At 36.5% G+C, this 15,473-nt stretch carries 12 protein-coding genes; 11 read left to right on the forward strand and 1 reads right to left on the reverse strand.

Annotated features, from left to right (window positions below; genetic code table 11):
• From serS to ACFINS_RS03635, 6 genes are all read left to right on the forward strand, one after another.
• The gene (serS, locus tag ACFINS_RS03610) at positions 1–1,278 is read left to right on the forward strand and encodes a serine--tRNA ligase (protein WP_375649592.1); all 1,278 of its coding nucleotides are present in this window, start codon (positions 1–3) and stop codon (positions 1,276–1,278) included.
• A 133-nt stretch (positions 1,279–1,411) separates the two neighbouring features.
• A complete protein-coding gene (locus ACFINS_RS03615) occupies positions 1,412–2,071 on the forward strand; it encodes a protein-L-isoaspartate(D-aspartate) O-methyltransferase (RefSeq protein WP_273791164.1) in 660 nt (219 codons plus the stop codon).
• Between the two features lie 155 nt (positions 2,072–2,226).
• A complete protein-coding gene (locus tag ACFINS_RS03620) occupies positions 2,227–3,408 on the forward strand; it encodes a peptidoglycan DD-metalloendopeptidase family protein (RefSeq protein ID WP_375611257.1) in 1,182 nt (393 codons plus the stop codon).
• 685 nt (positions 3,409–4,093) lie between these two features.
• A complete protein-coding gene (gene yajC / locus ACFINS_RS03625; RefSeq protein WP_375705906.1) occupies positions 4,094–4,546 on the forward strand; it encodes a preprotein translocase subunit YajC in 453 nt (150 codons plus the stop codon).
• A gap of 462 nt (positions 4,547–5,008) precedes the next feature.
• Positions 5,009–5,395, forward strand: a complete 387-nt coding sequence (locus tag ACFINS_RS03630) for an Mth938-like domain-containing protein (protein WP_375611259.1) — start codon at positions 5,009–5,011, stop codon at positions 5,393–5,395.
• Positions 5,396–6,273: 878 nt separating this feature from the next.
• Positions 6,274–7,134, forward strand: coding sequence for a phytoene/squalene synthase family protein (locus tag ACFINS_RS03635; RefSeq protein WP_375611260.1), 861 nt, complete (start codon positions 6,274–6,276; stop codon positions 7,132–7,134).
• Positions 7,135–8,045: 911 nt separating this feature from the next.
• Here ACFINS_RS03635 and ACFINS_RS03640 read toward each other — a convergent pair.
• Positions 8,046–9,935 carry a peptidyl-prolyl cis-trans isomerase gene (locus tag ACFINS_RS03640; protein ID WP_375705907.1) on the reverse strand — a complete coding sequence of 630 codons (1,890 nt, stop codon included), beginning with the start codon at positions 9,933–9,935 and terminating at the stop codon, positions 8,046–8,048.
• Positions 9,936–10,089: 154 nt separating this feature from the next.
• On the opposite strand from ACFINS_RS03640, the gene tpiA reads away from it, so the two are divergent.
• The 5 genes from tpiA (at position 10,090) to eno (ending at position 15,363) form a co-directional block, all read left to right on the forward strand.
• The gene (tpiA, locus tag ACFINS_RS03645; protein WP_375611262.1) at positions 10,090–10,854 is read left to right on the forward strand and encodes a triose-phosphate isomerase; all 765 of its coding nucleotides are present in this window, start codon (positions 10,090–10,092) and stop codon (positions 10,852–10,854) included.
• 82 nt (positions 10,855–10,936) lie between these two features.
• On the forward strand, positions 10,937–11,389 hold the full coding sequence (gene secG, locus ACFINS_RS03650; protein ID WP_375638112.1) for a preprotein translocase subunit SecG: 453 nt from the start codon (positions 10,937–10,939) through the stop codon (positions 11,387–11,389).
• 129 nt (positions 11,390–11,518) lie between these two features.
• Positions 11,519–13,147 carry a CTP synthase gene (locus ACFINS_RS03655; protein WP_375611264.1) on the forward strand — a complete coding sequence of 543 codons (1,629 nt, stop codon included), beginning with the start codon at positions 11,519–11,521 and terminating at the stop codon, positions 13,145–13,147.
• 36 nt (positions 13,148–13,183) lie between these two features.
• Entirely contained in the window at positions 13,184–14,020 is an 837-nt protein-coding gene (kdsA, locus tag ACFINS_RS03660) for a 3-deoxy-8-phosphooctulonate synthase (RefSeq protein WP_375668185.1), read from the forward strand.
• Positions 14,021–14,091: 71 nt separating this feature from the next.
• Entirely contained in the window at positions 14,092–15,363 is a 1,272-nt protein-coding gene (eno, locus tag ACFINS_RS03665; protein ID WP_375705908.1) for a phosphopyruvate hydratase, read from the forward strand.
• Positions 15,364–15,473: the final 110 nt, after the last annotated feature.

The raw sequence follows: 15,473 nt of genomic DNA on the forward strand, positions 1-15,473 counted from the left end.
ATGCTTGATATTAAGTGGATTCGTGACAATCCTGAGAAATTAGATAAAGCACTCGTAAGTAGAGGTCTTGAGCCACAAGCTGAAAGGTTAATACAACTTGATCTTGCACGTCGGTCGCATATTGCTAAGGTGCAATTGGCGCAGGAACGTCGCAATGCTGTTTCAAAGGAAATAGGACAGGCTTTAGCGGTATCGGATCAGCAAATGGCTGAACGTCTTAAAGCTGAAGTTGAAGAGATTAAAGCTTTTCTTTCCTCTGCAACAGTGGAAGAAAAACAGCTGACGGAGAGTCTTGAGAAAATTCTTTCAGCACTTCCCAATATTCCATTAGATGATGTTCCAGAAGGTAAAGATGAAAGTGATAATGTCGTCATTCGACATTTTGGTACACCTCCAACATTTAATTTTACACCAAAGGAACATTTTGATCTTGGTCAAGATCTCAAACAGATGAATTTTGAACGAGCTAGTCGTTTGTCTGGAACACGTTTTACAGTACTTTCAGGGGCGTTAGCACGGCTAGAACGAGCATTAGGCCAGTTTATGCTTGATGTGCATGTCAATGAGAATGGTTACACAGAAGTCTCAATACCTCTTCTTGTTCGTGATGAGATTGTTTACGGAGCAGCACAATTACCGAAATTTGCTGAAGACCTTTTTCGTACAACAGATGGTCGATGGCTTATTTCCACAGCAGAAGTGCCATTAACCAATTTGGTCAACGATGAAATTCTTGAAATATCAGATTTACCACTGCGATTTTCTTCTTTATCTCCCTGTTTTCGTTCAGAGGCGGGAGCAGCCGGTCGTGATACGCGCGGTATGTTGCGTCAGCATCAATTTTGGAAAGTTGAAATGGTCTCGATTACCAGTGAAGAGCAGTCTTTAATTGAATTGGAACGTATGACGGAATGTGCAGAAGATATATTAAAGCGGCTTGGTTTGCCTTTTCGCACAGTGGTTCTTTCTACGGGTGATATGGGGTTTGCAGCGCGTAAAACCTATGACATCGAGGTTTGGCTTCCTGGTCAAGAATGTTATCGTGAAATTTCTAGCTGTTCAGTTTGTGGAGATTTTCAAGGTCGCCGTATGAATGCGCGCTATCGTAAAGAAGGCGATAAAAAATTGCATTTTGTTCATAGCCTTAATGGTTCTGGTACGGCTGTTGGACGTTGTCTTATTGCCGTACTTGAAAATTATCAACAGGCTGATGGATCAATTATTATTCCAGATGTTTTACAACCTTATATGGGAGGCATGCGCTGTATTACTGCTTAATTTTACGAAAGGAGAGACAATATGCGTTTATTGCCAAGAGGTGATGATACACAGACGCAAGTTTTTGCCATTTTAAAAGAAGCAGTTTGTCAGTATGATAAAAGTGCACCTCCATTGGAGATTGAATGATACTATGGGGCAAAAGGGTATTTTACAATTTCGTGAGGAGTTAGCCGCTCTTGTACTGAAAATGCGTAGCAAAGGCATTGATGACGTGCGATTTTTTTCGGCATTAGAGAAAATTCCGCGTCAACAGTTTGTTGCTGCTCCTTGGTTCAATAGTGCTTATGATAATAAAGTTATTCCCCTTGAGTGTGGTGAATATATGGAACGTTTGGAAGAACAACTCTTAATTCTTTCGGCATTATCGTTGAAAAAAAGGCATCGTGTCTTAGAAATTGGTACAGGATCTGGTTTTTGTACTGCTCTTATGGCATGTCTGAGTGACCGTGTGACAACGATTGATCGTTATAAAACGCTTGTTGATTTAGCACGCCAAAAATTTCAAACTTTAGGAATTGAAAATATTGTTATACGGCAGATTGATGGAAGTCATAGCGTGACAGGCTTAGGATCATTTGATCGCATTCTTATTTGGCCATCACGTTTTGATGAACCAAAGGAATTTTTAGAACTTTTAGCTGAAAATGGAATTCTCATTCAGGCGATAGGACCTGACGAAGGGGTACAAACGGTGACGCGCTATACAAAAATTGGTAGTCGATTTGAGTGTTTAGAACTGTTCCAAGTGCGTTACCAACCTTTTATTAAAGGCATTGCGGAGATACTTTAATTTTTAAAAGCTAAGAAGTTTCTGCGAATTGTCTACGTTAAATTCATTTTGATCTTATATAAAGATATTTATGAATAAAACATCTCATTTTAACTCTTCGGTAATTTAAAAAAGCTTTAATGGAGTGAGTTGATTATTGATGAGTGAGCAAAACGATGTGTCTAAAAGCTTTGGATAATATTTTCCAGCATAATTTTCAGAGAATAACTTTGTTAGCGGTGGTAACTATTGTTGCTGGTTGTAGTTCTGGTACACAGCGTTTTTCCAATACGTTCTCTCATCGTACGGTATCATCTCAATCAAATATATCAAGCACTATGTATACAGACCCGCGAATGCTATCATACGGTAGTGGTATGATACAAAGCACTGAATTGCCACCTGTGGAATCAAGCGATGATTCGTGGGGAGATGATAATTCCCCCTATAATTTTCCACATCAAGATAGGATAACTTCTTCTGATGGTCGCGTTATGGGCTCCCCTCCACGTAATCTTGGAACACTTTCTCGTTCACAAATGGATAAATCTCCTATTTTTCGGCGGAATTCTTATATTGTCCAGAGTGGAGATACACTGCTCAGTATTGCACGACAAGTAGGGGTTAGTGTTGAGGCATTAAAATTAGCAAATGGTATAAACAGCAATTCCATTTATATCGGTCAGGTCCTTGTTGTTCCAAGCAGGCGTACATTAGCAGCTTCAAATGCACACAATAATAACGATTGGGCAGTGTCAACAACAGAATCTGCATCCCAATCTCAAGTGATGTCCTCTATAAAAAACAAGAAGTCCTCTCCTATATATAAAGCTCCTGTAACAACGCCACCCTCTGCAAAGATGAACAAATCAAGTTCTGAGAAAAATTTTTCTAAACAGATGACGCAATTGAAACATGAGACTGGTTTGTCAAGTACTGTTACGAATACAGATAATATGACGACTCCGCAAGCCACAGGAATTTCTAAGATGCGTTGGCCAGTACGAGGGCGTTTATTAAGCCAGTTCGGTCAAAAAAAGGGAACAGTAATGAATCGAGGAATAGATATTGCAGTGCCTGAAGGGTCTTCGGTAAAGGCGGCAGAAAATGGTGTGGTTATTTACGCGGGAGATGGACTAAAAGAGCTTGGTAATGTTGTGATGATTCGACATGAAAATGATATTATCACTATTTATGGATGTAATAGTAAGCTTGTTGTTAACAAAGGACAAAGGATAAGGCGCGGTGATGAGATTGCTAAATCTGGTGTTTCAGGAAATGTTAAAACGCCACGTGTCTATTTTGAGATGCGTAAGAATTCATTACCTGTTGATCCCCTTAAATATTTAGAAAACTAATTTATTGATGACGTTTACATTTGAATAGTCTTACAGTTTATAGAAAATTCATGAAAAATAATTGATTTTCTTAAATCAATGACATTGCAGCAAAAAATCATTGGTTTTAGGAAAGTAGTTCGTTGGGGTCGGTAAATATTACCATTTTTGTATTTATGAAAGTGTAAGACAATAGTATCATACTATTTGTCAGCTTTGAGTGTTTCAATTGCTCTTGCATTTGAGAGAAGCATGAAAAAGATATTTTCACGCCTTTCTTAAAAAGTTTTTATCTACAGGCTCATTTAATATGTGTGACGTGCAAGAAAATCGTTTTGATTAATTCAGAAGGTTTGAAATGAGAGCGTTTTATTGTATTTAGATCTGTCATTTGATATCAAAAACGATAAATTATCTATATAAATTAAGTTTGTTCATTAGAAAAATTATCTTGTATAATTTATTGAGTTAGTGAAAAGATTTGTATTGTAGGATATACAATAGGGGAAAGTGAATCTATTTTTTAAGATTTTTCTCATTGTATTTTGGTATTCTGCCTCTTAAGGATTTATTGTATTTTTGTAAAGCTGTGATTAGATTATGTAGTTATTGCTTTTTATGATAAATTCTTTAGGAATTTTTTCTGTATCGGAATTTCATTTTAATAGAGTGGGAAATACCTGAGGTTTAACTATAGGAGATAAAAATGTTTATTACGAACGCTTATGCTCAAGTTGCAGGCGATGTTTCCGGTGGAATTTCATTTGCTAGCGCTGTCCCATTCATTTTAATTTTTGCAATTATGTATTTTTTTATCATTCGTCCACAGCGTGCCCAAATGAAAAAACGCCAAGAAATGCTTAATGCAGTACGTCGTGGTGATACAGTTATAACGGGTGGTGGTATTATCGGCAAGGTTACGAAGGTTCACGACGAGAGTGGTGAATTAGAGGTTGAAATTGGTGAGAGTATGAATATTCGTGTTATTCGCTCAACATTAGCTGATGTGCGCGTTAAAGGTGAGCCGATTGCAGAAAAAAAATCAAAACTTAATGCTAAAGCAAAAAGACCACAAAAGTCTAAATCTAAAACGACAACGAAAGAAGATATGAGTATCTCTGAAGAGAAAAAAGCTGTATCAAAGGAAAATGCATCTTAAGGTGTAATGGCAGTTTATTACATTTTTTAAGCATTTTTATAAAAAGCTTGGCAAGATCAAGACAATTTCATTGAAAAAGAGGCTTTTATAGTGGCTACAGAAAATGGAGTTTTTGTTTTCTTTAGATTATTAAAATAGTTGTTTTATTTATAGAATATTACGCAATTTTTTTCTGTTTTTTAAACAAGATCATTGTTTTTATAAAAAGCAATTTGTGAGTAAATAAGCTGAGGAAACTTTTTAAAAGATAGATTTATTTAAGCAGGTATAGCATTTTACCGCGGTTTATTCCCAAATTTTCATATATTTGTTGTATGAGAAGATTAGGGCATTATATAAAAATTTTTACTTCAATACTAGGCTATGTTTAACATATCAATGTTTATATCAGCCTTATTTTAATTTTTATGATGAGAAGAAGCAAAGACAATTGGATTATTCAAAAATAAAAGGTGCATATTCATGTTCGATGCAATTCAAATTCGTGAAGCACATTTTCCAAGTCGCGCACCTATTGATGCTTATGGAAATGGTGGGTTTCGTTTTGCTGATATGTCTCATAGAGGTTCTATTATTTGTGTACCATCAGGTATTTATGGCATTGAGATGGCAGGGCCTGTTCCCACTCAAAGGGATATATCTCGTATTTTAGAAGAAGCTTCTGAAATCGAAGTTTTATTAATAGGTACTGGAATTGAATTATTACGATTACCTGAAGAGTTACGGGTGCTTTTATGGGAAAAACGTATTTCATCAGATACAATGAGTACGGGAGCGGCGGTGCGTACATTTAATGTTTTATTGGCTGAAGATCGCGCTGTTGCGGCGTTATTATTTGCGGTAGAATAGAGTATTGTTTAATAAAACAAAGGCTCTGGTCTAGCATGAAAGACTTGTGTGATTATTTTCTGCGCTGTAAAATACTGTCGTTTAAGGCGGTGATATAAGGGTATAGAATATACATAACTTAACACATTAAGTGTTTTTTAAATACAGCAGCAAGTATTCAGGACAAAGTTTACTCATAGTTCCTAATGAATCACATGAGTGATCAGCTCTTGGCACTTAAGACGGTTCATAAGAGGCATTTTAATTCTTTCTTATACAGTTTTTACCTACAAGCCAGTTCCGCTTGTGACGTGCAAGGGAATAGTTTTTATTGATGTAACATGGAATTGGTTTGAAATGAAAGTATATCTACGATATTTGGGATTCTAATTTAACATACAAAACACAAAATTATCATTATAAATCAATGCGTTTATAGTAACAGAAACGTACCGAGAGCAATTGGATTTTTTACAAATTGGTGTTGGTAAGAGCCTTTGTCTTTTAGGATGGGGAGGAGGTCAATGATTTGATGAAGTTTTTGTGATCAGTGCATTTTTTATAAAATAACATTGTCATCTATCCACTGAAAAAGTGTCTTGCATTGTTTGTTGTTCAAGTTTTACTATGCATGTTACGATTGGTTTTTAGCTTTTTTATTGCAAATGAAAACTTGAAGTCCGATAAGATAAGTTTTATCAGAAAAATTATTTATTTAATTTTTTTCTTTCTAAAACGAAAAGGGATTAGAAAAGAAATTTTAATTCATAATACAGTTAAGAGACACATTTAAAAATCTTATTTGCTGAACTGTATTTGCTTATCCTTCATTTTTTAATATGAATAAAAAGAGGGTATTAATTTAATTGCTAAAAAAGGGACGTTAATAGGTTCATAGAATGATAGGCTCTCTTCCTTATTGTCTTGATATTTTACGTACCATAGATCGTGATCGCTATATATCGGTTTTATTTGCACCTAAAAAAAAGCGCCAAGCATTGGCTGCTCTTTATGTATTTAATGCTGAAGTTTCTCGTATCCGCGAAAGTGTACATGACCCACTCATAGGAGAAATACGGTTACGTTGGTGGTATGATGCTATTGCTCATGGTGAAATGCAAACGAGTGGAAACAATCCGATTTTGAATGATTTATTAAAAGCAATCACTCTTTTTAATTTACCTAAGACAGCTTTTTTACGTTATTGTGATGCGCAAATTTTAGATCTTTATCACAATCCAATAGAAACACTTCATGATCTAGAGCATTATTGTGGTGAGACAGCAGGCATAATTTTACAGCTTTCTTGTCAGATATTAGATCCTGAAACTGCACAAGAGTTTACAGATATCTATGAACATGGAGGGATTTCTCAAGGATTAAGCGGTGTATTGCGTCTTTTATCATTCATGCAATCACGATATCAATATTATTTACCCACTGATATATTAAAGGCTGTAGGAGTGAATAGGGAAGATTTGGAATCTCATCGTCTCAGCGATCAACAAAAGGGTTGTATTGTTGAAGCTATGGTAGCATTATCGCGCGATCATTATACCCAATTTTACGAGTATTCTTGTACTTTACCTAGAGTTCTTAAGCCAGCTTTTCTTCCATTGGTCATTGTACCAGCTTCTCTTCAAAAAGCTATACAGCTGGGGGCAGCAATTTTTCAAGAGAGTGCAACTTTGCCATTGATGTATCGCTATTGGTTGATAACAAGGGCAGCAATAAGCGGCAATTTTCCAAAGATATTGTAAAAAAATATTACTACGTTGGAATGCGTAACATGTAGACTGATTTTTTCATATGAAGATAAAAGGAGCTATTGTGATTCCAAACCATTTTTTGTTATAAAAAATGTTGATGTTTTGGTTGTTATGAACGCAAAAGAATAAGAAATTTTATGATCTTGAAAATACGCTGTATTTCTTCATCAGTAATATGTTTTATTCAGAGTATTGGATGGGTGAGATGCAGAGAAAGAAAAACATGAGATAAATCTTAATACATTGGTTTGTTTGAAGAAGAACTTTTAAGTACTCTGAATGTATTGATTGTATCTCATTTGCAAATGAAATGAAATTTCTATTTTATGAGAGAAGTTATCTTAGCAGTCTATAAGTCTATAAAAAACTCTTATTTTTGAGAAATTATAACATCATAATTGATGACTGTTATGATTGATGAATATATTGATTTATAATGATAATACGTTTTTTCTTATATTGAATGAGAGTCTTGAATAGAAAAAGATTTCTCCATTTTTATAATGAATTTTAAAAATAGTTTTTTTATCTATTATAAGTTGGATGTGTAAATGAAATCATTTAAGGAAGAAGCAATACGCTCCCTATGAATGAATATTAAGAGTAGCAATATAATGAGCTATGAATGAATGACGATAGGGATGATGTTTATAGCTTAATGGGCGGCAACCTTTACGACCTTTGGATGGATAATGTTTTTTAATGCATTGCAAAAACGATTCTACATTCCATTGACTATTTTCTCGCAAATCCATACATGCACTGTTTTGCGAGAAAATGAATCATTATACAAACGCTGATCCTAAGATATGCAGACAAGAAATCCGTCTTACCTCTTCAACTATAGACGAAGAGCTGATGAAAACTTTATCAATAAGTTCTTAAAATTATGCACAATCTTTTTATTGGAGAGCGTTAAAGATCTGATTATAATTTGTGCTATTAATTTCCAAAGGATGTTCTTTATTGGCAACTTGTAGCATTTCTAGCTTGAGATCTTCTCTTATCATCATATCTATATTGGCGTGGACCTCAGTTGAAAGATTATGAGACGTGATATCTTTAGGCATGGTTACAGTCTTTATTTGATAAATGATGCGGTTTGTTGCAACCGGACCTTTTATGATGCCATAATGACCTTTGGGAGCAGCAAATAATGCTTTAATCCCTTCAACGCCAAGGATTTCAGATGAGTCTTGACGCCGGAGGGCGGGTGTTGTTTGTTTTGTAACACCAAGGGTATGAGCAAGAGCAACAAGACTTTTTCCTTCCGTGAGCTGTTTGAGAGCATTTTGGGCTTTTTCATCAAGAAGACGTTGGATTTCCTCATTTTTCCATTGAGAAAGAACATCTAGCTTAGCCTCTTCAAGTGTCTTATCACGGGAAGGAATAATTTTATCGACCTTGTACCAGAGATATCCACCATTTTTAAAAGAGAGAGGATCAAGATCGACTCCTTCGTTTGATTGATAGATGGCATTCAGTAAAATATCTTTTTGAGGTAAATCCGTGAGTATTGCACCTTCAAGCGTTTTTCCCGTTTTATCAATAGTAATTGTGCGCAAAGATAACTTGTATTGGTCAGCTAACTCTTTGAGAGAAGCACCCTCAAAACGAGCATTTTCAATGGCAGCATAATTGTTACGGATATCATCAGTAGCACGATTTTTGGCAAGTATTTGGCGAATATTTTCTTCTACACTTTCAAAAGGAAGAGAGCTTGAAGGTTCAATATGCGTAACGCGAATGAGAACAGGTCCCTGTAAGTCATTTATCACAGGACTGACTTGGCCTTGTTGAAGTTCAAAAATTTCAGATGTCAGATGATTAGGAAGTTCGTTTTCTGCGAGAGGACCTTTTTTTATGTCATTAAGAGTCTTTTTTTCAGCTTTTACCAGTTCATCAAAACTCAATCCGTCAGCTATTTTTTTTGCTGCATTATCGGCTTCTTCGCGTGAGGGGAATCGCAGTTCTTCGAATGTACGCTTTTCAGGCGTTACAAAACGTGAAGCATTTTGTGTATAATAGGCTTTTGCCTCATCTGTTGAGATATCTTTAGGTTTTACAAAATCATTAAGTTCCATAGATAGCAAAGAGACAGTACGGTATTCTGGAGCACGAAATTGACTTTGATGTGTTTCAAACCATTTTTGTAATGTTTCGTAATCAGGATCAGCAATTGTTTTCTTTTCTTTTAGATCAATAACGAGATAATCAGCAATACGCATTTCTCCTTGATAAAGAGCAAGTGCTTTATAAAAGAGATTTGGTGCCTTCATATCAGAAAGTAAAGCAGCAATAAGCTGATTACGCTTTTCTTGTTTGGTGTAATAATTAAGAAAAGCACTTTCACTAATACGTAAATGCTGAAGATAGTTATAAAACAAGTTTTTATCAAAAGTGCCATTTACTTGGAACATTTTATCAGAACCAATCGTATGAGCTATTGTATCTTTTGAAAGACTTATTTTCATTTTACGTGCTTGTTCATCAAGCAGTACATTTTGTTGTAATTGATTAAATACAAAAGCAGGAATTTGGTATTGCTGCATTTCATTTGTTGTAAACATTCGTCCAAGATGAGCAGCATATGCTAAACGTGCGCTTTGATCGGCGAGTGCAAGACGATAATCATCGACAGTTACTGTGGACTTTCCAGAAGTAATAAGATCTCTTTCACTTTTTTTGTGTAACTGCGGTACCCCCCATAAAAGAATGAAGCATAAGAGTAAAATAGCAAGGAAAATTCTAAAAATCCAAGAATTTGTAGCATTTCTTATGATGTCAAGCATTGTTCAAGTCCATTTTTAATGTGAGTTATTATCAAAGCTGTAATGGAATTTGCAATAAAGAGATGAAAGATGCAAGCTTTAAAGACTTGCTTTCATTTTATAATTTGGTAACTACAGATAAACAATATATTGTAAAAGCTCTTGAGGTGAAAATATGTCTCCAAATATTCGGCCTTTTCTTGCTGGAAATTGGAAAATGAATGGAACGAGTGAATCGCTTGGAGAGTTGCGTGCTATTGCTACAGGCGTTAGCTCTGATCTAGGTCATCTTTTTGAGGCGCTTATTTGTGTTCCAGCAACGCTTTTATCGCGTGCTTCTAATACGCTGAATGGTGAAAATCTCCTTTTGGGAGGACAAAATTGTCACTTTGATGATCATGGTCCTTATACTGGAGATATTTCAGCTTTTATGCTTAAAGAAGCGGGAGCAAGTCATGTTATTATTGGGCATTCAGAACGTCGTACAGTGTACCAGGAAAATGATGCGATTGTCTGTGCCAAAGTGCAAGCTGCGTGGCGAGCAGGTCTTGTGGCTCTTGTATGTATTGGTGAAACATTGGAGGAGCGTAATAATAATAAAGTACTGGATATTCTCACGCAGCAGCTTGAAGAATCTCTCCCAAATGATGCAACAGCAGAGAATACCATTATCGCTTATGAACCAGTTTGGGCGATAGGCACCGGCAATACAGCGACTCCAGAAGATATTGCAAAAGTACATCATTTCATTCGTGATAGGGTGCGCTCTCGTTTTGGTGATGAAGGCAATAAGATACGTTTGCTTTATGGTGGATCCGTAAAACCATCCAATGCATTTGAGCTTTTAAGCATTGCTCATGTTAATGGTGCTTTGATAGGTGGAGCAAGCTTAAAAGCGATTGATTTTTTAACTATTTGCGATGTTTGTCGTAAACTATAGCAGAGAAATTTGAGTTTCCCCTTGGATTGTGCGTTATTTATGTGTAAATAGCTATTAAAGAGTTATTTAAAGAGCAGGGTTTATGCAAACAGTACTTATAGTTATTCATTTTTTGATTGTGATTACTTTGGTTGGTATTATATTAATTCAACCTTCAGAAGGTGGTGGGTTAGGTGTGAGTAATAGCTCAGGGTTGATGAAAACTCGTGGATCTCGAAACCCTTTAACACGTTTGACTGCTATTTTAGCCTGTTGTTTTTTTGTTGTATCTATTGGACTTACCGTGGTGAGTAATATATCAAATTCTAGTTCTGATATTTTAAAGCGTATACCGGTTAATTCAGAGCAGAATTCTACCAATAAAGACTCAGGATCAGTCCCATCATCAGATGGTGAGTCTTCCCCTTCTATTCTTGAACAGCTAGGAGGCACTTCGAATTCTTCGCAGGAACAGAAACAGTCCACAAATCCTGAAGTAGAAAGTCCAGTTCCTCAGGTTCTTGAAAATACAGTTCCCGATAACAGTACAAAATAGTTTTTTAAGAAAACATAGACTTTTTAAAAAAGGTGATTTTTTTCGCCTTTTTTATTTTAGAAGGAAAATTGTTTCTTTTTGCATTTTTTGCTGGAAAAATCATTATAAATTGCTTATCACCATAAGCCCATGGCACGTTATGTTTTTATTACTGGTGGTGTGGTTTCTTCCCTTGGAAAAGGCATCGCAGCGGCGGCGTTAGCAGCGTTATTACAGGCTCGTGGCTATCGCGTACGTCTTCGCAAACTTGATCCTTATTTAAATGTTGATCCAGGTACGATGTCACCTTATCAACATGGTGAAGTATTTGTGACCGATGATGGTGCAGAAACGGATCTTGATCTTGGTCATTATGAGCGTTTTACTGGGCGTTCTGCAAATAGCCAAGATAATATTACAACAGGGCGTATTTATCGCAATATCATTGAACGAGAGCGGCGTGGTGATTATTTGGGGGCAACAGTCCAAGTTATCCCTCATGTTACAGATGAAATTAAGAGATTCATTACGATGGGAAATGAAGAATTTGATTTTGTTTTGTGTGAGATAGGTGGAACGGTTGGTGATATTGAAGCAATGCCTTTTCTAGAAGCGATTCGTCAGCTTCGCAATGAGCTACCGAGACAAAATGTCGTTTATGTCCATCTCACATTAATGCCTTATATTCCTTCAGCAGGTGAATTAAAAACGAAACCAACACAACATTCTGTCAAAGAATTGCAAGCAGTTGGTATTTCTCCTGATATTTTGCTTGTACGTGCAGATCGATCTATTCCAGAAACAGAACGGTGCAAATTATCACTTTTTTGCAATGTTCGCTCCAATGCAGTCATTCAGGCATTAGATATGCCAACAATTTATGATGTTCCTATGGCATACCATAAGGAGGGTTTGGACTCTGAAGTTCTTTGCGCTTTTGGAATCGATTCGGCACCTTCCCCCAAAATGGATCGTTGGGAAGATATTACGCATCGTATTCACCATCCTGAAGGAGAAGTTACGATTGCTGTTGTGGGAAAATATACGGGCTTAAAGGATGCTTATAAATCTCTTATTGAAGCGATTGCGCATGGTGGTTTAGCGAATAGAGTGAAGGTTAATATTGAGTGGATTGATTCGGAGCTTTTTGAAAAAGAAGATTCTGTTTCAGCTTTACAAAAAGCCCATGGAATTTTGGTTCCAGGTGCTTTTGGGGCACGAGGGGCAGAAGGGAAGATTCGAGCAATTCAATTTGCGCGAGAGCGTAAAGTTCCATTTTTAGGGATTTGTTTTGGGATGCAATTAGCTTGTATAGAAGCTGCGCGCAATATTGCACAGATTGAGAATGCTTCATCAAGTGAGTTTTGCGAAACAGACAATCCAATTGTAGGTTTAATGACAGAATGGCTTAAAGGAGACGTTCTTGAAAAACGTACAAGAAATGGTGATCTCGGCGGTTCAATGCGCCTTGGTGCTTTTGCTGCTGAATTAAAAGAAGAGAGTCATATTGCTCAAATTTATGGGGTGACCAAGATTGTCGAGCGACATCGTCATCGTTATGAGGTCAATATTGATTATAAGGATAAGTTAGAACAGTGTGGTTTGATTTTTTCTGGGATGTCTCCTGATGGTATTTTACCAGAAACGATAGAATATGTAGATCATCCATGGTTTATTGGTGTTCAATATCATCCAGAATTAAAATCCCGTCCTTTTGATCCACATCCGCTTTTTTCTTCTTTTATTGAAGCTGCTGTAGAACAAAGTCGATTAGTTTAATGCATAAATTGGGTTACTTTGCTTTTGAGGGATAAAATGACTAAACCAAATGCCCGTGTGAAAGTTGGAAATATGATTTTTTCAAATGAAATGCCTCTTTCATTAATTGCAGGGCCGTGTCAGATGGAAAGTCGTGATCATGCTTTTGAAATGGCTGGTCGTATTAAAACAATTACCGATCAGCTTGGTATCGGGTTTGTTTATAAATCAAGTTACGATAAAGCCAACAGAACCTCTTTGGGGGCGGCACGTGGTATTGGTCTTGAAAAAGCAATGTCCATTTTTTCTGATTTAAAAAAAGAGTTTAATTGTCCCATATTAACTGATGTGCATACAGAAGAGCAATGTACAATTGTTTCTTCTACAGTTGATATTTTACAAATACCGGCTTTTTTATGTCGTCAAACAGATCTTTTGGTAGCAGCCGCCAAAACAGAATGTGTTATTAACATTAAAAAAGGTCAGTTTTTAGCGCCGTGGGACATGGAGAATGTTTTAAAAAAGGTTGTTTACAGTGGTAATCCGAATGTTATGCTTTGTGAGCGAGGCACGTCATTTGGTTACAACCGACTTATTTCTGATATGCGTTCGTTGCCTATTTTACGTTCATTTGGTGCTCCTGTTATTTTTGATGCAACGCATTCTGTTCAAGAACCTGGGGGGCAGGGGACTTCATCTGGTGGGCAGCGTCAATTTGTTGAAATTTTAGCGCGTGCAGCTGTCTCTGTTGGGGTAGCTGGTATTTTTTTAGAAACACATCAAGATCCAGATAATGCACCTTCTGATGGACCCAATATGGTTAAAGTTGATGATTTACAAAGATTGCTTGAGACTTTAATGGAATTTGATTATCTGTCAAAAAAGTTGAGTTGAGAAGAGAAAAAATATTTCATTAATAGGGCATTATAAATGAATCGAGACTTTTATTGGATAAGGAAACACATATGACTATAATTGTCGATATCATTGGACGTGAAGTTCTTGATAGCCGTGGTAATCCAACGGTAGAAGTTGATGTTCATTTGGAAAATGGTGCGTTTGGTCGCGCTCTGGTTCCTTCGGGAGCTTCAACAGGAGCACACGAGGCTATAGAGCTTCGTGATGGTGGTTTGCGCTATCAAGGGAAAGGTGTTGAAAAAGCGGTTGCTGCAGTTAATGGCGAAATTCTTGAAGAACTTGGTGGGCGGGATGCAACAAATCAAATTGCTATTGATCAAGCAATGATTGCTTTGGATGGAACGCCAAACAAAGCCCGTCTTGGTGCCAATGCACTTCTTGGTGTTTCATTAGCTGTTGCAAAAGCAGCTGCGGATTCATTAAATTTACCTTTGTATCGTTATATTGGTGGTACACAAGCGCATATTCTTCCAACCCCCATGATGAATATTATTAATGGTGGTGTTCATGCTGATAATTTGATTGATTTTCAAGAGTTTATGATTATCCCTATAGGAGCTCCTACTGTAAAAGAAGCTATCCGTTATGGCGCTGAGATTTTCCATGCATTAAAAAAGCGTTTAAAAGATGCGGGTTATAATACCAATGTTGGTGATGAAGGTGGTTTTGCTCCTCAATTTAAAAGTGCTGATCAAGCAATTGATTTTATTATAGAATCTATCATGATATGTGGTTATAAACCAGGTGAACAAATTGCCATTGGTTTAGACTGTGCTTCAACCGAATTTTATAAAAATGGTTCGTATTTTTATAAAGGTGAGGGGAAATGCCGAGACACCCAAGAGCAGGTAGATTATTTAGCGCAGCTTGTGAAAAATTATCCTATTATTACAATTGAAGATGGAATGGCAGAGGATGATTGGGAAGGTTGGAAGCTACTTACTGACACAATTGGAGAAAAATGTCAGCTTGTTGGCGATGATTTGTTTGTAACGAATTCAGCACGTTTGCGTGATGGTATCAAAATGGGGGTAGGCAATTCTATTCTCATAAAAGTTAATCAAATTGGTACATTGAGTGAAACACTTGATGCTGTAGAAGTAGCACATAAAGCAGGTTATCGTGCCATTATATCTCATCGTTCAGGCGAGACAGAGGATTCTTTCATTGCAGATCTTGCTGTTGCAACGAATTGTGGACAAATTAAAACAGGTTCTCTTGCACGTTCGGATAGATTAGCAAAATACAATCAACTTATTCGTATTGAAGAAATGCTAGGAGCCCAAGCGCATTATGCTGGTGATTTATATCGTGTATAGTTGTGAGCACAAAATATGAAAGTATAAGATCATTTAGATTATGAAATTGATATTTCTTATCAAAGGCATATACGCAATAATTTTTAAGTGTTTAAATTTATAGGGATTAA

Source organism: Bartonella sp. AA2SXKL, assembly GCF_042197205.1.
In the GTDB taxonomy this organism is placed as follows: Bacteria; Pseudomonadota; Alphaproteobacteria; order Rhizobiales; family Rhizobiaceae; genus Bartonella.

Coding starts and splice junctions, on each gene's coding strand:
- secG (WP_375638112.1), top strand. CDS start 10,937: ATGCAAACAGTACTTATAGTTATTCATTTTTTGATTGTGATTACTTTG.
- ACFINS_RS03640 (WP_375705907.1), bottom strand. CDS start 9,935: ATGCTTGACATCATAAGAAATGCTACAAATTCTTGGATTTTTAGAATT.
- yajC (WP_375705906.1), top strand. CDS start 4,094: ATGTTTATTACGAACGCTTATGCTCAAGTTGCAGGCGATGTTTCCGGT.
- ACFINS_RS03635 (WP_375611260.1), top strand. CDS start 6,274: ATGATAGGCTCTCTTCCTTATTGTCTTGATATTTTACGTACCATAGAT.
- kdsA (WP_375668185.1), top strand. CDS start 13,184: ATGACTAAACCAAATGCCCGTGTGAAAGTTGGAAATATGATTTTTTCA.
- tpiA (WP_375611262.1), top strand. CDS start 10,090: ATGTCTCCAAATATTCGGCCTTTTCTTGCTGGAAATTGGAAAATGAAT.
- serS (WP_375649592.1), top strand. CDS start 1: ATGCTTGATATTAAGTGGATTCGTGACAATCCTGAGAAATTAGATAAA.
- ACFINS_RS03655 (WP_375611264.1), top strand. CDS start 11,519: ATGGCACGTTATGTTTTTATTACTGGTGGTGTGGTTTCTTCCCTTGGA.
- eno (WP_375705908.1), top strand. CDS start 14,092: ATGACTATAATTGTCGATATCATTGGACGTGAAGTTCTTGATAGCCGT.
- ACFINS_RS03615 (WP_273791164.1), top strand. CDS start 1,412: ATGGGGCAAAAGGGTATTTTACAATTTCGTGAGGAGTTAGCCGCTCTT.
- ACFINS_RS03630 (WP_375611259.1), top strand. CDS start 5,009: ATGTTCGATGCAATTCAAATTCGTGAAGCACATTTTCCAAGTCGCGCA.
- ACFINS_RS03620 (WP_375611257.1), top strand. CDS start 2,227: ATGTGTCTAAAAGCTTTGGATAATATTTTCCAGCATAATTTTCAGAGA.